This is a genomic window from Paenibacillus sp. LT-B23 (genome assembly GCF_059417685.1).
This window is the reverse complement of sequence record NZ_JBSQBM010000006.1, coordinates 244824-262608: the sequence shown is the minus strand read 5'-3', so window position 1 is coordinate 262608 and position 17785 is coordinate 244824. Positions and strand designations below refer to the sequence as shown.

Below are 17785 nucleotides of genomic sequence, written 5' to 3'. Positions count from 1 at the left end.
ATATAAATAAATATAAATTAGGAATATACTTAGTCGCTGCAAATGGATTTATTTGATTATAACGGGGGAGTATCTTTGAGGTGTAACTGAATTACGAGTTGACAATCATACAGGCGAAGCAGATGATGATTATCGATCATCAGTCGTATGGACTTAAAATCTTAGAGGGTCTTGTTTGTAATCAATTTATAGAAATATCATATTATTAACCAGGGGAATATGGAAAATAAAATTGTAGACTATGAAAATGAAGATGTAAAATCAAAATAATCCGCCACTGTATAATTATTCTTTAAGGACTGTATTGGTATTTCAACAAGTGAAAGCACAGTATACCAGACAACTGGAACGGAGAACGCAATGTACTCGGCGTACCTTAGAAACTTAACGAAAACTTATGAGTAATTGTGTAAGAAATGGGGGATTGAAATAAGAGGTTTAGGAAGCGGAGCTTCTCCGCATTCCATAGAAGTCTTTAGAAAAAACTTTAATTGATACGGTTAGCTACTTGAGCTAATTTCAAAAGGCAATTTCAATTGGAATGTAAATACGTTATTACTATGATTAAGCGTTAAGGTACCTTGATGTAACTCAACAATATTTCTAGCAATGGAAAGGCCCAGTCCTGCTCCTGTTTGAATACCTTCGCTACTTCTTGAATGGTCAACTTTATAAAAACGATCAAATAGCTTCTCCTCTTGATCTTGCGTGAGAGGAGCTCCTTTATTTTCGACCTCAATCGTAATTTGCTCAGGGCTCGTTTTCAGTCGAATGCAAATGCTTCCCGGCTTCAAGGAATACTTTAAGGCGTTCATGAGAAGATTATCGATTGCTCTAGCAATTTTATCGCTGTCAATGGAGGTAACGATCGGGGAGTCACCGATATCTTTCACGATATATACACCGTTTTCTTCAGCAATGGGTTCGAACTCGAATAGCAATTGATCCAATAGTTGAAATAAATTGATGCTTCTGAGATTTAAGTGGGTATCGACAGAAGCGAGCCGAGTATATTCGAACAAGTCATCGAGCAACTTCTTCAAATGAATTGCTTTGTTATAGGTGTTTTGAACAAAGCGCGTATATTCATCTTTATCCTGATATGAGTCTGTTCTTAAAAGCTCGATATAGCCGATAATGCTTGTCAGAGGCGTGCGCAAGTCATGTGAAATACCTGTGATCAACTCCATCTTGGATTTCTCTATTTCACGTTCTTTTACAATCTGTTGCTCTAAACGTTCTGTCATTCGATTGATGTTGAGCGCAACCCGTCCAAGTTCATCTTGCCGAACAACAGGTACCCGATATTTTAAATTACCTTCGGAAATAATCTGAAGCCCTTGCTCCAATGTAATTAAGTCTCTAACGATTCGCCGTGTCAAAACTAAAAAAGTAAAAATAAACGTTACCATAAACAAGGGGGTAAGAAGATAAGGAAAAAAATTGCGAAGCCAATGCCATTCCATAGCACTGCTAATTTTCAAGAAAAGTAAAATGAGAATATCATTTATAGCAATGGCGATAATAAAACTTAGTACCATTCTGATTAAAATGTTGACTTGAATTCGTTTTTTTCGTTTTGACTTTTGTACATGTTCATTCAATTTTATAGCCAACTCCCCACACCGTTTTAATATACTGAGGATCTCTTGGGAACTGCTCTAATTTTTCTCGTAAATTACGAATATGAACCATTACGGTATTATCAGAAAATCCGTATGGCGCCTTCCACACATTTTCGTAAATGTGCTCCGAACTAAAAACCTGCCCAGGATGGCTGGCAAGCAAGACCAGAATAGCAAACTCAAGAGGAGTCAACGAAATTTCGTTGCCCTTTAACTTCACGGAATGTTTACTCTTATCGATGATCAGGTCTTTAATAAGAATAAGGGAATTAAATTCTTCTTTTCCTATTAATGTTTGACGACGTAGCTGCGCTTTTACGCGAGCAAGCAATTCTAATGGATTGAACGGTTTAATCATGTAGTCATCGGCCCCAGTGGTCAATCCGTTAATTTTATCAATATCTTCTTCCTTGGCTGACAGCATGATAATCGGAGTATTCGATATTTCCCTTATTTTAAGGCATGCTCTGATTCCATCCATTCGTGGCATCATGACATCCAGGATAACCAGTTGAATCGGTGTTGTCTTTATGGCATCCAGGGCTTCTTCACCATCGGCTGCTTCAATTACATGGTATCCTTCATTACGAAGATATACATGAATGACATCCCGAATCTCGGAATCATCATCCACAACAAGAATGGTATTCATTACTGACTGCTCCTTCTTTTTTGACTTGGTAGAATTAGGGTATCTAAGGTTCCTGAAATTACTGCAACTAGTATAGATATCTTGATGATAAGGTAAAGTCTTCACTTTTTCTACATATGCATAAGAAAAACATTTAATTGAGTAAATTAAAGTGTCATCATCATTTAAATTGTTTCCTTTTTGCGACAGACGTAAACGAAAGCGGGAGGGATATTGAAAGGCACTAAATCAATTTTTTCAATGATAAATTTTTTGGAAAGCTGCTTTTTCATTTGAAGCGAATATTGAAAGGCGATAAACAAGCCTCCAGGTTTGAGTGCTTTATAGATCTGTTCAACCAAGGTATCTCTCAATTCACGATCAAAATTAAAAAAAGGTAGTCCGCTAAAAATACAATCTAACTGATGAATGTTCTCTTGCTTCATTGCTTCTACTAACTGAGCAGCGTTCGGATGACAGGAGAAGTCTGGGTATTCTGTCTGTAATTTATTCCTCAAAGTCTCATTCATCTCAAACAATAATACTTTCGTGGGTTCGCTCACCTGGGCGTTGATAAAACGGGTGATAGCACCTGTACCCGATCCGAGTTCTGCGACTGCCTTAAACTCGTTCCAGGGGGCTTGTTTCACCATTTTGGTTGCTAGAAATCGGGAGCTTGGTATAACACTGCCTACATTTTTTGGGCTGCGAATAAAGCTTTGCAAAAATAAAAGGTATTCATTAAGTTTCAACTGATTTTCCTCCATTACTGTTTTTATTGTCAGGAACAATGCTGAATAAGGTACAAATATTAAACAAATTTATTTCTTTTATCGAAACGGATGGATACCGAAACGATTAAAAATGAGAAAATTGAAGAAAAGACATAAGGAGGAAATGTCGTACGATTGGGAAGAACATACCGATGCACATGGGCCAATCCCCTCTATTTCTGCACCTCTTTATTATTTCGATACAGAAATCATAATGAAAAAAACTAAGGAATTAATGAGTATATTTCTAAAGAAAATCTAAAGATTCATCTATAGAAGGTTTAAAATCTATATCATCCAACCCAAAAAGCCTTACCGACCAAGTCGGTAAGGCTTTTTTATAAGGGCAAACTGTTTCGCCACGCAATTCAATGATATTTATGGCTATAGAAAGGCCAAGCGCTACTCTAATTTGTATCCCTTCATAATGTTGGGGAGGAGGATGTTTGTGATCGTTTATGATCGTGTATTTTCTTCTACTTATATGTAGAGTGAAGCTTTGCTTTCGCTCTCAAAATGGGATACCTTTGTTACACTTCATTACAAGGTGATGATCCCGGGCTCAGTGGAGTACTTAATAACTTTGATCAGAAGATAACTAATTGCTATTGTCATTCTTTCAATGTCAGTACGAGCGGGAATAGGAGAGAGAATTCTCTCTTTTTCAATTTCCATTAGTGCTAAAGAAGTAGAATTACCAAAGTGTTAGGATAAAGTTGAGGTCTGATTAGCTTGGTTAAAAGCTGATCAGACCTTTCCTACATTGGACGTAAAACAGTTTAAGATGTCAAGCCATGGCTTGGAGGGGAGAATTAAAGGCGTTTTTGCATTACTTCAGAATTTCTTTAGAAATATCCCTATAAGCTCCTAAGATTTTTATAATAATATACTTTCATCGACATTAACGAGGAGGTTAGAACATGATTAGCGATATCGTCTTACAGCTAGTCGATCATTATGGATATCTCTTTTTTTTCTTAGCCTTCTGTCTAGGCCCATTCGGCGTCCCGGTTCCAAATGAAATAACCATACTAACAGGTGGAATTTTGAGTAACAACGGAGCTTTAAACCCGTGGATTGTATATATTGTTATTCTCGCTGGCTTATTTACAGCAATTACAATTGCTTATTTTGCGGGCAGAATCTTTGGAGAAAAATTTAAACTAAAGTTTCAAAACAACCGTCACTTTCAGAAAGCAGAGAAATTTTTTGAACAACACGGAGATATCGCAATGTGTCTTGGACATTTCATACCAGTCATTCGGTATATTTTGCCTGTATTCGTTGGTCTAAACGGTACCTCATACAAGAAGTTTGCTTTGATTTCGTATTCCAGCGCGTTTGTTTGGACCGCTACGTTCTTTACCTTTGGCAAGTTCCTTGGACATTATATATTGAATTTGCTAGATTTGATCGATCCTAAATTGGCCGTGGTTGCTCTAATGATAGCCGTTGGCACCTTTATCACAACCAAGTGGTTCAAGTCGAAATTATCCAACTTTACTGCATAAGCTGGTGAACAAATGAAAAAAATAGAAGAAAGGGGGAGAGTCATTTGACTTCAAATCAGTATGCAATGTTCTTGCAACGATTTATTAAAAATCCAAAGCGAGTTGGAAGTGTTTTGCCCAGTTCACGGTTTCTGGCGAGTAAAATGGTTCAATCTGTGTCATGGGATGATGTGAGCACAATTGCAGAATTCGGTTCTGGGACAGGAGCTATCACACGCTTTATCGAACTGCGAGTAAATCGATCTGCTAAGGTGTTATTGTTTGAAATGGACGATAAGATGAGGAGGGTTTTGCAAACAACCTACCCAAACTTCTCATGTCATTCAAACGCTTGTCATTTAACAAAAAATAATGAATCAAAAAGGTATTGATTCGTTGGACTGTATTATTAGCGGATTACCCTTTTTTAATTTTAAGAGCGAATTAAGAGAAACTTTACTCCATCAAATTACCGAATCCTTAAACCAGAGGGCAAATTTATCGCTTTTCAATACTCCCTTCAGATGAAGAAACATTTATCTGAGAAATTCATTATTGATAAAATCGATTTTGTGCCCCTCAATTTTCCTTCTGCTTTTGTTTATACATGCCGTAAGAAGGAGGGGATTTAAGTGAGTTATGACACACTAATTCATTGGATTGCGCAGTTTGGTTATGCTGCTTTATTCTTTGCATTATGGCTCCGAATTGTTGGAATGCCAATACCGGACGAGGTTGTCGTTATGACCGGCGGAGCCGTTAGCAAAGTAGGATTACTCCAATATTTCCCAGCATTTATTATCACTTATTTAGGAGTTATCTCCGGGCTATCTCTTGGTTATATTCTAGGCAGGTTTTTCGGTTCGCCGGTGCTGGATAAACTTCGCCATAAAAAAAATTTGGGGAAGCATATACAAACATCAGAACACCTTCTAAATAAATATGGAAATATTGCATTGAGTTTTAGCTACTTTTTTCCGGTGGTAAGGCATATTGTTCCCTATTTAGTCGGAATTAATAAAATGTCATTTCGCCGTTATATTCTTTATTCCTATACAGCCGGTCTTGTTTGGACGTCTGTCTTTTTTGTAGTTGGCCAATTTGCAGGTGGTCATGTGGAAACAATCGGGACAATGATTTATCACTACGGTATATATGTGGGACTTGCCTTAATCATAGGAATTGTCATATTCATGATTCTTAAAAGTCGGAAAAGGAGCAAAGCGTGATGTGTGGAATCAACCTTTAGGAGATTTAGATAATACGGTAGTAGTTCAAATTCTGAATTTACACGAGAAAATAGATGATCTCCCAAGAGAGCCGCGATATATAAAAACCGTTTGGGGAGTTGGGTAGAAAATTGAAACTGATAAACGGCAAAAGAAATGTTTGCTTTGAGATTTTTTTGGCGTTAGTTTTCAGTCTCGTCATTGCATATCTCAGTTTCGCCATTGTAATAACTTGTATCAATTTGTTTGTAAATCGATTACAAGCGGGATATTTTTTTCTAAAGCTAGACCAGCCTTTATTTCCCCCTTTTTTTAAACTGACCCGAAACATGTTTAAATACATTTTTGATTTGCCCGAAGGTTCGCAAGTTCACTTTTGATAGATTTAAAGGAAATACAACAAAGTTATGATTTCACTGTTGCTATATATTCTAGCAGCTCAAACGATTTTCACATAAGGCGAAATGCTGATTTAAAAATATTAATCGTCGTAGTTAGATATACCCCCACCAACTCCCGAATTTCATTTCATCATCAATAATAAGAATCGTTTCTTTGGCATATGAAAGCATCCTTTCTGTGCCTTCAGTTTATGCCGATTTCTCTTAACATAAAAGGAAAGTAAGTTCTTAACCGTTTCTGAGATTTGATTTTTTGAAAAGGAGAGCTGTGTTCCATGAAAAAAGGAACGAAAGAAAAAATGTTGATTCTTACCGGAAATTATGGAGATGGTCATATTCAAGTAGCCCAAGCGATACAAGATGCGATGCAAATTCGATTTCCTCATATGGAACCTGTCATTATTGATTTTATGGAATGGGTCCATCCTTATATGAATCATTTGAGTCGAAATGTTTATCTCCAAGCCGTAAAAACATTTCCTCAAGTTTATGGATATCTATATCAGAAAACGCGGAGACAAAACACCCTATCCTATATTATAAAGACCGTTTTTTCTACAGGAATCGGACGAATGATGAAATTGATTAATGAAATACAGCCTGCTATTGTAGTATGCACCTTCCCTTTGGCGGCAGGCGTGATGTCGAAGTTGAAATCATATGGTTCAATCGATATTCATACTGTTACTATCATTACCGATCACACGGATCATAGTTCATGGATTTATCCATATACAGATCAATATATTGTGGGTTCCAGAAGTGTACGTGATTCTTTAATTCAATTTGGTGTTGAAGAGACTCGGATTGCAGATACGGGAATTCCCATTCGCCCGCAATTTTCTCAGTCCATAGAAAGAGAGAAAACAGCTAAGAAGTATGGTTTAGATCCTCATATGCCTACTGTGCTTGTGATGGGAGGAGGTTGCGGCATGATTGGCGATGGAAGCTCTACTATTCAGAAATTTGATCTATTGTCACAGCCTGTACAATTCATCATTGTTTGTGGGCATAATGAAATACTTCGAATGAAATTGAATGAGAGTCTGAAAATTTCCAAACATCGCATCTATTTAACAGGTTATATTAACTATGTTCATGAGTTAATGGCTATATCTGATATTATGATTACCAAACCAGGAGGAGTCACGACTTTTGAGGCGATTGCTATGGAACTGCCGATGCTACTTTGTAAACCAATTCCTGGTCAAGAACAGGATAATGCCAAATTTTTAGTTCGTTCTGGGGTAGCCATTCATGCAGAGACATCTGGGGATCTAATCGAGCGCCTATCGGAATTACTAGATGATGCAAAACTTCTTCAACATATGATAGAAAATACTAAACAGTTCCATCCTAAAGAGTCCGCGTTTGCTTCATTAGAAGTTATTTTTGGAACTATTGCAATGAATAATAGATCCAGTGAAATAAAGATATGCTCCTAGAAAAAAGGCAGGCATGGATTTATTACTGTTAAAAAGGAGCAGGATCATGAAGCAGACATTGATAATTCTCATTAGTGCATTACTCGTCTACACGATTATCCCGACCCTTATAATCCGACTATTTGGAATCGGAGTTTATAAAAGGGGAACGGGCGAGCAGCCCATTGCCTTAACTTTTGATGACGGTCCGGACCCAGAATTTACGCCTCTTTTGCTTGATTTATTAAAGAAATATAATATAAAGGGTACCTTTTTTGTCCTTGGTCGCAAAGCAGAGAAATATCCCGATTTAATCCAACGGATGCACAATGAAGGACATCTTGTCGGAATCCACAATTATGTACATTGGTCAAATGCTTTAATGAGTCCTAAGAGGGTTCGCGAGCAGGTAAACAAAACGGCCAATGTCATTAATCGTATTCTTGGAGAGAAAGCCTTCTATTATCGGCCCCCGTGGGGAGTCATTAACCTATTTGATTTTTTTCTGATGAAGCAATTTCGCATGATTCTTTGGTCTGTTATTGTAGGTGACTGGAAGAGCTCTGGCGGCAAGCAAAAAATTAAGCAAAGGCTGCTGTCCAAGCTAAGGGGTGGAGCTGTTATCGTTCTTCATGATAGCGGGCAAACGTTTGGAGCAGACAGGGATGCACCTGCATACATGTTGGAGGCATTAAATGAATTTATCATTGAAGCATTATATACGGGATATTGTTTTCAGAGAGTAGATGAGAAAAGAGCTGCATAATGAACAGGCTAAATATATGAGCATTAATTATGGTACGGCCGTGATAAGCGCGGCTTTTTTGTTTTACATAAACACATTATCTGTCAGCACTCTCGAAGATTATACTTAAAAAACAGAGTAAGTTTAATTTGGATACTAAAAATCAAAACTTAGCCCGGGACAAAGTATTGTTCGGGGCTTAAGTTTTTTAACTTATACATCAAGGTTGCCGGAGTGGCCTTCTTCTGATCCAATGGAACTGGTCAGAACTCCTTCGAAAGGCAAAGTAAGAGTAAATTTAAATATGTTATTTATATGAATGAGCGTTAAGGTTCCTCCATGCAACTCAATAATGTTTCTAGCAATAGAAAGGCCCAGACCTGCTCCCGTTTGAATGCCTTCACTACTTCTTGAATGGTCTACTTTATAAAAACGATTGAAGAGTTTATTTTCTTGCTCTTGTGTGAGGGGATTCCCTTTATTTTCGATCTCAATACTAATTTGCTTATTATCCAACTTCATTAAAATACGAACGGTTCCTGGCTTTACAGAGTACTTAAGGGCATTCATGAGTAGATTATCGATTGCTCTGGCAATTTTTTTACTGTCAATAACGGTTATAATAGGAGAGTTACCTAAGTCTTTAATAATATGGATACCGTTCTCTTGAGCGATCGGTTCAAATTCAAAAATTAATTGATCTAGAAGCTGGAATACATCGATCTTATTTAGGTCCAGGCGGGTACCGACCGAAGTAAGTCGGGTATATTCAAACAAATCATCGAGCAATTTTTTTAAATGAATAGCTTTGTTATAAGTGTTTTGAACAAATCGCGTATATTCATCTTTATTTTGAAATGAATTTGTTCTTAAGAGTTCTATATAGCCAATAATGCTTGTAAGTGGCGTACGCAAGTCGTGTGATATGCCTGTTATCATTTCCAACTTGGAGATTTCTAGTTCACGTTCCTTTTCGATCTGCTGTTGTAGACGTTCCGCCATCAAGTTGATATTAAACGCAACCCTCCCGAGTTCATCTTTTCGCATGACAGGTACTCGATAGTTTAAATTACCCTCGGATATAATTTGAAGCCCCTGCTCCAACGAAATTAAGTCTCTTACGATTCTTCGAGTCAAAGCGAGGAAAGTAATAATAAAGAAAACCATAAACAAGGGGGGGAAAATATACGGAATGAAATTGAGGAGCCACTCGGATTTCATGCCATAGCCAATCTCCAGTAAAAGTAAAATGAACATGTTATTTATGGTTGTGGCGATAATAAGACTTAGCATCATTCTGATTAAAATATTGACCTGAATCATCCTTTTTTTTCGTTTTGGTTTTTGCACATGTTCAGTCAATTTTATAACCAACTCCCCAAACCGTTTTAATATACTGAGGATCTCTGGGGGATTTCTCTAATTTCTCTCGTAAATTACGAATATGGACCATCACGGTATTATCGGAATACCCAATAGGATCTTTCCACACACTTTCGTAAATCTTATCAAAGCTAAATACCTGCCCAGGGTGGCTTGCAAGCAACTCTAGAATTGAAAACTCAAGAGGGGTCAGTGAAATGTTATTTTCTTTCAATGTAACGGAATATTTAGTTTTATCGATCACAAGATCTTTGATGAATATAACAGAATTAAATTCTTCTTTTCCTATTAATGATTGTCGCTGCAAATGAGCTTTTACTCGAGCGAGTAATTCTAACGGATTAAAGGGTTTTATCATGTAATCGTCCGCACCGGGAGTAAGACCCGAAATTTTACCAATATCTTCTTCCTCCCCCGATAGCATGATAATGGGGGTGCTCGATATTTCCCTTATTTTAATGCAAGCATTAATGCCATCCATTTGTGGCATCTTAATATCTAAGATGACAAGTTCGAAAGAGATTGATCTTATTAAATCTAACGCTTCCAGACCATTTGCAGCTTCTATGACAAAGTATCCTTCATTGCGCAAATAAACGTGAATGACATCTCGAATCTCTGTATCGTCACCTACAACAAGTATTGTATCCATTACATGATGCCCCTTTCCTACTTTTTATGATTACGGCTACTAAAATTCTATAATTAAGACAAATCCAATGATTGCTATGAAAAGTTTATTAATACCGATTATTGCGTCCCCTTTTGCGACAGGTATATACAAAAGCTGGAGGGAAATTGAAGGGCACGAACTCGATTTTTTCGATGATTAAATCTTCGGCAAATTTTTTTTTCATTTGAAGTGAGTACTGATAAGCGACAAAAATTCCTTCTGGTTTTAGTGCCTTAATAATCTGATTAAGTAAGGTTTCTCGCATTTCACTCGTAAAATTAAAAAATGGCAATCCGCTAATAATACAATCAAGCTGGCCGATGTCATCTTGATTCAATTTTTTGATTAATTGGCAAGCGTTTGAATGACACGCGAAATTCGGGTATTTTGTCTTCAAAGTAGCTCTCATTTTCTTATCCCTTTCGAACAATAGCACTTTTGTTGATCCGGTTAAATGTGGCTTCATGAAACGTGTAATAGCACCTGTACCTGACCCGAGTTCTGCGACTGCCTTTACCTCATTCCATGGTATAGACTCAACGATTTTAGCTGCTAGAAATCGGGAGCTAGGTATAACACTTCCTACTCGTTGTGGATTTGTGAGAAATCCTTGCAAAAAAAGTAGACATTCACTGATATTCAACTGTTTTTCCCCCATTATTTAATTTCTCCCTTTTGGGTACCCAACAAATAAAGGGATGATATACCGAACAACTGGAAGGAATAATCCAAAACATATTGCCATATCTCCTCGTTTTGTTATTTATATCAATATAAAAATAGTAACGAAAAAATCTAAGGATTTTACGAGGATATATCTAAAGAAAATCTGAAGATATGTACACTATTCAGACTCGAAGTCTGCAAGAAGTGCATGAAAATCAGAAAGCTGATCTGATTGAAGAACCCAAAAAGCCTTGCCAACAAAAATAAGTTGGCAAGGCTTTTTATTACGTAAATCGTTGATAAGTTTCCCTATAAATAAGATACGAAAGGGAATAACCCTTACCAACTAATGTTAAGAAATTCTTTAGAAAAATCCTCTAAAGTTCTTCAGAGTTTATCATTATGATGGGTTCATTGCTATAGATAAACCTAATCAGGAGATGATAACGTGACTCACCCTACAAAACAATCCGTCCTTTCAACTTGGCTGTCTCTTCTATGGCTTACAGTGGTTCCGTTATTGTATATTTTCTACGGTATACTTAACCATCCTACCGAACACGTCTATAGCCTCGTAACGGATCTAGATCGCCTAACGCCATTCGTTCCGTCCTTTATTATTCCTTATGTTCTTTGGTACCCGTTCATTGCAGCCGTACTGATCGGACTTGCGTTCAAGGACAGAACAGCTTATTACCGGACGCTACTTTCGCTCTGTGGAGGGCTGATCCTTTCTTATATCGTCTATGCCCTTTTCCAAACGGCTGTTCACCGTCCAGACAATCTAGCCCAGACAGGCGTCATCAACCGTTTGGTCTGGTTGGTGTACAGCCATGACCAGCCGTTTAACTGTTTCCCGAGCATTCATGTGCTAACCAGCTACCTGATGCTTCGTGGAGCAAGGGTATTCGGAAGAACGATTCGCTGGGCAGTCACCGCGATGTCTATTGTCATTATAGCGTCCACTTTGCTGGTCAAGCAGCATGTACTAGCGGATGTCGTTGGCGGTATTCTAGCCGGAGAGCTGTTGTACCGATCTGCGGGCATAGCCTTATCATACCTACGGGGACATAGAAATCGCCTGACTCTGAAAGGAGGCGAGCGTCATGTTTCTGCTGAGTAAAGAGAGACGCTCATTCATATCTCATTTTATGAGAAAACCCTGACATATGATTACATTGCTAGATCGTTTCATCCCGAAATACTTTTAGCCAAAGCAGAAGGCAATCTGCACGTGTCTATGATTCATTTGTAGTTGCTCAAAAGAGAACAATAGATAATTCATATAAGAATGTGTTTGTACAATTATTTAAAAATAGAAAGAGGGGGTTCTATGAAAAAACGTATGTTCATTTTATTGCTGTTGGCCTTATCAACCAGTTCTTTTTCAGGGTCCTTTGTTCAAGCAGAGGGGCAGCAATTGGCTTCCAATGCAAGTGTGAAACTAACATTGAGTCAAGCCCCAGCAATGGGCGCGATCCAATAGCTTTAGCTTGAAGGAGGCCCAGCAAACGATAGATCGCAATCGGATTAACTTGAAAAATGCAGGTAAGAATCTGGACTTCATTCCCGCAGGTACAGGTAATGGAGAAGAGGATGCGGCCAGTAGTTCAGCATGGAAGGGGTATGCCTCATCGACGGTTTCTTATCTGGAATCCAAGAAGCAAATCGAGCTTGCCCAAGATCAGACAGACTACACTACAATGAAGAACTATTATGAGGTACTTCTGGCTGATAACAAGGTGAAGAGCAGTGAGGATGCACTTTCGCTTGCATTATTGGAGGAAAAAGCTGCTGAGGCAAAAGCCAACCGTGGGAAAATTTCTCCAAGTGATCAAAGCACCATTATTCAGACTCGTATAGAAGCACAAAAAAATATAGAGATTGCAAAAGCTGCGTTGCAAAAAGCGATGGATTCACTAAATACCCAAATGGGGCAACCGCAAGGTACGGTCTATGAACTGGTGGATCGACCTGTTTACCGAAAAATGGATAGCACGAATTTGGATACGCTTGTGACACGTGCCATTTCGGCGAGTCCTTCGGTATGGAGACAGGAGGAGGCTGTCAAGCTGGCAAAGATGGAAGTTAAATATTACACGTGGAACTCAGGGAATGATGATTATGAAATTAAACAGATTGATGTAGATTCAGCACAAGGTGGACTGGAAAATACCAAAGACCAATTGGCAGAAACATTGAAGAGTATGTACTTTAATTTACAGCAAAATGATGAGCAATACGAACAACTGCAAAGTAATCTGCAGAACGCTAATAAAGTATTAAACATTTCTCGTAAAAAAAGGAACGGGGATTTGCCACAGGTACGGAGGTCGCTACTAATCAGTTAAAAGTGAAGCAATAGAACGGAATATGGATGAATTGATTGTTCAAATGACACAGTTACAACATGCTTTAAACAAACCGTGGAGTGTATAGGATTTAAAAAAATATATTTAAGGGGATATGACATTGCCGGAAACAGTAAAAAAAGATGCATTGCAAATATTAAGAAAAAAAAGAAGATTAAAAGTGATCATAGGTATTCTGGCCTTGATCATTATAGTGGGAATCGGTGGTACTGTTTATATGAATAGGGGGCAGGAAAAGCCCGTGGAGGGTCCTGCGAATCAGATTGTTCAGGTGAAAAAAACCAATATAACCGAATCGCTTGCCGTGACTGGGACCGTTCAGGCTTCCAAGGAAGTGAATATTAATTTTACAAATGTCGAGGGTGCCAAGCTCATTGCGGTCAATGTCAAAGCAGGAGATAGTGTTAAGGCGGGCCAGGTTTTAGCTCGTTTAGATGATTCAGATGCCAAATTACAAATTAAAGATGCCCAGTCCAATGTTGCGATTGCCCGAGCCAAGCTAGAGGAAGCCAAGCGTGGACCAAAGCAAAGTGATATTGAGCTCCAGAAGGCAAATGTCCTAAAGACACAGATGGCGATTAAAACAGCCAAGGACGGGACGGAGTTAGAGGAAGCCGCTGCACAAAAAGAGGTTGCCAAGGTGACCTTGGATAAAGCCCAGAAGGATTATGATGACCAGACTTATCTAGTTCAGAATGATGCGGCCGCAGAAAGTGACCTGGCGACGGCTAAGCAAAGCTTGGATAAGGCAAAATTGGATATGAGTAATGCCGAGCTTCAATACAAGAAGGCACAGATCAGACAAAACCAGGCTATTGAAGATGCTGAAATGGGTTATAAAACCGCTTTAATTCAATTAAAGGCAGCACAGTCCCCGCCTGAAGCTTCCAACATTCAATCTGCACAGGCTTCTTTACAGCAGGCCGAAACAGAATTGGAGCAAAAGAAAAGTGTTCTGAATAAATTACAGGTTACGGCGCCGTGGGATGGGATTGTTTTGAAGGTCAACGGCGATGTGGGCACCAGTCCTACTGCACCTTTTATCATAATGAATAACTCCAACACAGGGGTCATGAAGGTTAGTGCCAAGGTTAACGAAAGTGATATCGCCAAATTGAAGACTGGACTTCAGGCTACAATGCATACCAATTCATTTCCGGACAAGCAATTCAAAGGAGAAGTTCTTTTTGTTTCTCCAGAGCCAGTTGTGGAATCCAATGTGACTACATACAAAGTTGAATTGTCTTTGGATAGCCAAAAAATAAGGCTGCAACCGGGGATGAACATGGATGTATCCCTTCTGTTAGCTGAACACAAAGACGCGCTGTCTGTGCCATTGTTTGCATTGAGATCTGAAGGTGGTGTAGATGGAGTATATGTGGCGAAGAACGCGGCAAATCCTGCTGATTATGGATTTAGACCGGTGAAACTAGGCGTCTATACAGCGGATCAGGCCGAAATCAAGTCTGGTGTCAAGGAAGGCGAAACTATTGTTATTCCTCCTCAGAACAGCAGTGCTGATCCGAATGGCAGTGGAGGGGGGCAGGCACAATGAGCGAAACTCAATCCAATAAAACGGTGATCGAAATTAAAGAACTGAAAAAAATGTATGAAGTAGGCGGTCAGGAGATTCAGGCTCTGCGCAGCGTGAATTTATCCATTAGCGAAGGTGAGTTTGTTGCTATCATGGGACCCTCTGGTTCGGGCAAGTCTACCATGATGAATGTCATTGGTTGACTGGATCATCCGGATACCGGAAAATACTACCTGGATGGGTATTCCATATTGGATGCTCGTGAGAACGAACTTTCGGAGATTAGAAATCAGAAACTAGGTTTTGTGTTTCAAAAATTTTATTTACTTCCCCGAACTACAGCATTAGCCAATGTAGAGCTACCTATGATGTATGCAGGTATACCTGCCAAGGAACGCCGGGAACGAGCCGTGGAGGCGCTACGAAGCGTTGGCCTTGCCGAACGGATGTATAACAAGCCTAACGAGCTTTCTGGTGGTCAGCAGCAGCGTGTCTCCATTGCACGTGCATTGGTAAATAATCCTGTTATTCTGCTGGCAGATGAACCTACGGGCGCACTGGATACGAAAACGAGTATTGAGATTATGGAACTGTTTCAAGGGTTGAATGAGCTGGGAAAAACTATAGTTCTGGTTACTCATGAGCTGGAAATAGCTGAATATGCCAAACGATTGATTAGTTTTCGGGATGGCAATATTGAGCGGGATGAGCAAATTACGAATAGACGAATTTCATCAAGGACGGTAAGCCTATGAATGTGATGGAAACGATCCGTGTATCCATGAATAGCTTAACCACCAACAAGATGCGTTCATTTTTAACGATACTCGGTATTATTATTGGGGTGGCAGCGGTTATTGCCATTATGGCAATCGGAAACGGTTCTAAAGCCAGTATTAAGGAGGAAATAAATAGTCTAGGGAATAACGTGATTATGGTTGCTCCAGCCATGCCAATGACCGAGAAAGAAGTCAATGGGGACAACTTGCCCTCCTTTACGTGGGTTGATATCAAGGCAATGGAACAAAAGAGTTCGATTGCGGCATTAATGCCCAGTATTTCGAGCAATTCAAAAGTTGTATGGGGTCGATATAACTATAATGCAACTATTATAGGAACATCCGCTTCATTTTATAAAGTTAAAAAGTTTTCCTTTGCTGAAGGCAGGACATTTACCAACGATGAGTTGGATAAACGTATGAATGTTGCTATTCTGGAAAGCCAAGCGGTTGTACGTCTTTTTGGTGGGGATACCAAAAACGTGGTGGGACGAACGTTTCAAATTAAACAGATCCCCTTCAAAGTGATCGGAGTATTGAATTCCCAGCCTGTTACGAATTTAAGCCGCAGTACGAATGATCAAATTTACATCCCTGCTACAACCATGATGAACCGTCTGGGTGAGAGAAATATCACCAGCCTGGATGTCTCCGCCAAGTCACCAGCTATGATGGATCAAGCTCGTTCAGATATATTGGGGAGCTTGCGTGTGACGCATCAGCTAAAACCCTCAGAACCGGATCAATTTCAAACTATGAGTCTGTCCGAAGCAGCAGGTGCAGCTTTGGGTGTAGATAATATCATGAGCAAATTGCTGGGAGGTGTAGCCGCAATATCGCTCGTGGTAGGGGGAATCGGAATTATGAATATTATGATGGTCTCCGTTATAGAGCGTACAAGAGAAATCGGTATTCGCAAAGCGATTGGCGCCAAGCCTAGAGATATTATGATTCAATTCCTGTTCGAAGCAGTCATTTTCGGACTAATGGGAGGTATACTTGGGGTTGCTGCTGGCATAGGAGCGTCTAAAATAATTGAAGCAACAACTCGTATGACCATTGAATTCACGGTCTCGCCGATCATATATTCGTTTCTCAGCTCTGCAGGTATAGGTATCTTGTTTGGGGTATACCCAGCTTATAAAGCAGCGAGATTGAAGCCGATAGATGCATTTAGATACGAATAATTTTATTGAAAAGTGTTCATGAAACGTAAATAGGTAGTGATGAGAGTTCAGTATTTGTTGAAAAGCAATCGAAACAGGAAGGAAAAGTAATGCCAAAAATCTTGCTATAGATGTATTAAGAAAACGAAAAAAGATGAGAGAATACTCTTCACATAGAGAACTATTTGATTATCACTGGGATACCCTCGATTTTGTAATTCAAGAGGAAGTCGAGCGAATTCTTTTGATGATAAGTAATGACGAGCAAAGGACTGTACTCGAATTGCGCCTAGTCCAAGGATACTCCATAAAAGAAACAGCAAAAATTTTAAAAAAGAGCGAAGCTGCCGTGAAGTCGTCGCTGTACAGAGCTTCTAAACATATTAAATTAAGATATATTTCATGAACTGATTGGGAAGAACCTAATAAGCAGTAGGACTGACAGTATTCTTTTTGCTGAAAGAGCTTTTTTTCAAGCTCTGATCCTTAAATTTCTTTTTATTGATCCAACAAATACCTCTAGTTTATCTGTTATCTAATACAATAAACCAAATTTTTTATGTCTAGAAGAGTGAAGGCAGAATAGTTAAGTCAAAACATTAAAAAGGTGGTCAAGTGACCACCTTAGTCTTCCCAATATCTAACCGTGAAAAATAACAAAGATAACAAAGTTAACTTGGCTACTGCAGATCCAGGAGAGCAAAGAACGTTTCGGGAGAAAACCGCATTGACATTAAAAAAAGATCATGGATGTATAAATCGATTACTTACTCGTTGAGATAACCTAATCGTTCCACCATTGGCATGCAATACGGACTTTCAGTTCCGACCAGGGCCAGAGATTCTCTCCTTGGTTATTGCTTTCATTCTACTGCCCTCATTTTTTCAGTCCAC

General features: G+C 39.0%; 16 protein-coding genes and 3 pseudogenes. 13 read left to right on the top strand and 6 right to left on the bottom strand.

What is annotated here, in order from left to right; all coding sequences use genetic code 11:
* Positions 1-500: 500 nt before the first annotated feature.
* The 3 genes from ACWXW9_RS10505 to ACWXW9_RS10495 all read right to left on the bottom strand — a co-directional run bounded on the left by ACWXW9_RS10505 (position 501) and on the right by ACWXW9_RS10495 (position 3008).
* Positions 501-1604 (bottom strand): sensor histidine kinase, encoded by a 1104-nt coding sequence (locus tag ACWXW9_RS10505; RefSeq protein ID WP_494929353.1) that lies wholly within the window; start codon positions 1602-1604, stop codon positions 501-503.
* Positions 1597-2277, bottom strand: a complete 681-nt coding sequence (locus ACWXW9_RS10500; protein WP_023990458.1) for a response regulator — start codon at positions 2275-2277, stop codon at positions 1597-1599. Before ACWXW9_RS10500 ends, ACWXW9_RS10505 begins: the two co-directional genes overlap by 8 nt.
* Positions 2278-2441: 164 nt before the next feature.
* A complete protein-coding gene (locus ACWXW9_RS10495) occupies positions 2442-3008 on the bottom strand; it encodes a class I SAM-dependent methyltransferase (RefSeq protein WP_494929352.1) in 567 nt (188 codons plus the stop codon).
* A 941-nt stretch (positions 3009-3949) separates the two neighbouring features.
* Here ACWXW9_RS10495 and ACWXW9_RS10490 point away from each other — a divergent pair.
* The 6 genes and pseudogenes from ACWXW9_RS10490 to ACWXW9_RS10465 all read left to right on the top strand — a co-directional run bounded on the left by ACWXW9_RS10490 (position 3950) and on the right by ACWXW9_RS10465 (position 8339).
* Positions 3950-4540: a DedA family protein gene (locus ACWXW9_RS10490; RefSeq protein ID WP_494929351.1), complete on the top strand. Its 591-nt coding sequence runs from the start codon at positions 3950-3952 to the stop codon at positions 4538-4540.
* 44 nt (positions 4541-4584) lie between these two features.
* Positions 4585-5151: pseudogene (locus ACWXW9_RS10485) on the top strand (class I SAM-dependent methyltransferase).
* Positions 5152-5748, top strand: a complete 597-nt coding sequence (locus tag ACWXW9_RS10480; RefSeq protein WP_494929350.1) for a DedA family protein — start codon at positions 5152-5154, stop codon at positions 5746-5748. It abuts the pseudogene before it with no gap.
* Between the two features lies 1 nt (position 5749).
* A pseudogene (locus ACWXW9_RS10475) lies at positions 5750-5875 on the top strand (winged helix-turn-helix domain-containing protein); the annotation flags it as partial.
* Between the two features lie 549 nt (positions 5876-6424).
* Positions 6425-7594, top strand: coding sequence for an MGDG synthase family glycosyltransferase (locus ACWXW9_RS10470; protein ID WP_494929349.1), 1170 nt, complete (start codon positions 6425-6427; stop codon positions 7592-7594).
* Between the two features lie 46 nt (positions 7595-7640).
* Positions 7641-8339, top strand: a complete 699-nt coding sequence (locus ACWXW9_RS10465; RefSeq protein WP_494929348.1) for a polysaccharide deacetylase family protein — start codon at positions 7641-7643, stop codon at positions 8337-8339.
* Between the two features lie 192 nt (positions 8340-8531).
* Here the strand turns inward: ACWXW9_RS10465 and ACWXW9_RS10460 are convergent, their stop codons facing one another.
* The 3 genes from ACWXW9_RS10460 to ACWXW9_RS10450 all read right to left on the bottom strand — a co-directional run bounded on the left by ACWXW9_RS10460 (position 8532) and on the right by ACWXW9_RS10450 (position 11032).
* Positions 8532-9680, bottom strand: coding sequence for a sensor histidine kinase (locus tag ACWXW9_RS10460; protein WP_494929347.1), 1149 nt, complete (start codon positions 9678-9680; stop codon positions 8532-8534).
* Positions 9673-10353 carry a winged helix-turn-helix domain-containing protein gene (locus tag ACWXW9_RS10455; protein ID WP_494929346.1) on the bottom strand — a complete coding sequence of 227 codons (681 nt, stop codon included), beginning with the start codon at positions 10351-10353 and terminating at the stop codon, positions 9673-9675. The genes ACWXW9_RS10460 and ACWXW9_RS10455 overlap by 8 nt, the downstream gene beginning before the upstream one ends.
* Before the next feature lie 88 nt (positions 10354-10441).
* Positions 10442-11032, bottom strand: coding sequence for a class I SAM-dependent methyltransferase (locus ACWXW9_RS10450; protein WP_494929345.1), 591 nt, complete (start codon positions 11030-11032; stop codon positions 10442-10444).
* Between the two features lie 456 nt (positions 11033-11488).
* Here ACWXW9_RS10450 and ACWXW9_RS10445 point away from each other — a divergent pair, with 456 nt between their 5' ends.
* The 7 genes and pseudogenes from ACWXW9_RS10445 (at position 11489) to ACWXW9_RS10415 (ending at position 17297) form a co-directional block, all read left to right on the top strand.
* A complete protein-coding gene (locus ACWXW9_RS10445) occupies positions 11489-12163 on the top strand; it encodes a phosphatase PAP2 family protein (RefSeq protein WP_494929344.1) in 675 nt (224 codons plus the stop codon).
* Between the two features lie 210 nt (positions 12164-12373).
* Positions 12374-12526, top strand: a complete 153-nt coding sequence (locus ACWXW9_RS10440; protein WP_494929343.1) for a hypothetical protein — start codon at positions 12374-12376, stop codon at positions 12524-12526.
* Positions 12527-12533: 7 nt separating this feature from the next.
* A complete protein-coding gene (locus tag ACWXW9_RS10435) occupies positions 12534-13391 on the top strand; it encodes a TolC family protein (protein ID WP_494929342.1) in 858 nt (285 codons plus the stop codon).
* A gap of 121 nt (positions 13392-13512) precedes the next feature.
* The gene (locus tag ACWXW9_RS10430) at positions 13513-14967 is read left to right on the top strand and encodes an efflux RND transporter periplasmic adaptor subunit (RefSeq protein ID WP_494929341.1); all 1455 of its coding nucleotides are present in this window, start codon (positions 13513-13515) and stop codon (positions 14965-14967) included.
* Positions 14964-15701: pseudogene (locus ACWXW9_RS10425) on the top strand (ABC transporter ATP-binding protein). Before ACWXW9_RS10430 ends, ACWXW9_RS10425 begins: the two are co-directional and overlap by 4 nt.
* Positions 15698-16912, top strand: a complete 1215-nt coding sequence (locus ACWXW9_RS10420) for an ABC transporter permease (protein WP_494929340.1) — start codon at positions 15698-15700, stop codon at positions 16910-16912. The pseudogene ACWXW9_RS10425 and the gene ACWXW9_RS10420 overlap by 4 nt, the downstream one beginning before the upstream one ends.
* A 133-nt stretch (positions 16913-17045) precedes the next feature.
* Complete coding sequence (locus tag ACWXW9_RS10415) at positions 17046-17297, top strand: RNA polymerase sigma factor (RefSeq protein ID WP_494929339.1); 252 nt, start codon at positions 17046-17048, stop codon at positions 17295-17297.
* Positions 17298-17785 lie beyond the last annotated feature (488 nt).

Bases quoted from the DNA above. Each gene is read 5' to 3' on its own strand.
- ACWXW9_RS10500 (WP_023990458.1), bottom strand. From the start codon at position 2,277: ATGAATACCATTCTTGTTGTGGATGATGATTCCGAGATTCGGGATGTC.
- ACWXW9_RS10490 (WP_494929351.1), top strand. From the start codon at position 3,950: ATGATTAGCGATATCGTCTTACAGCTAGTCGATCATTATGGATATCTC.
- ACWXW9_RS10470 (WP_494929349.1), top strand. From the start codon at position 6,425: ATGAAAAAAGGAACGAAAGAAAAAATGTTGATTCTTACCGGAAATTAT.
- ACWXW9_RS10465 (WP_494929348.1), top strand. From the start codon at position 7,641: ATGAAGCAGACATTGATAATTCTCATTAGTGCATTACTCGTCTACACG.
- ACWXW9_RS10455 (WP_494929346.1), bottom strand. From the start codon at position 10,353: ATGGATACAATACTTGTTGTAGGTGACGATACAGAGATTCGAGATGTC.
- ACWXW9_RS10450 (WP_494929345.1), bottom strand. From the start codon at position 11,032: ATGGGGGAAAAACAGTTGAATATCAGTGAATGTCTACTTTTTTTGCAA.
- ACWXW9_RS10440 (WP_494929343.1), top strand. From the start codon at position 12,374: ATGAAAAAACGTATGTTCATTTTATTGCTGTTGGCCTTATCAACCAGT.
- ACWXW9_RS10420 (WP_494929340.1), top strand. From the start codon at position 15,698: ATGAATGTGATGGAAACGATCCGTGTATCCATGAATAGCTTAACCACC.
- ACWXW9_RS10415 (WP_494929339.1), top strand. From the start codon at position 17,046: ATGAGAGAATACTCTTCACATAGAGAACTATTTGATTATCACTGGGAT.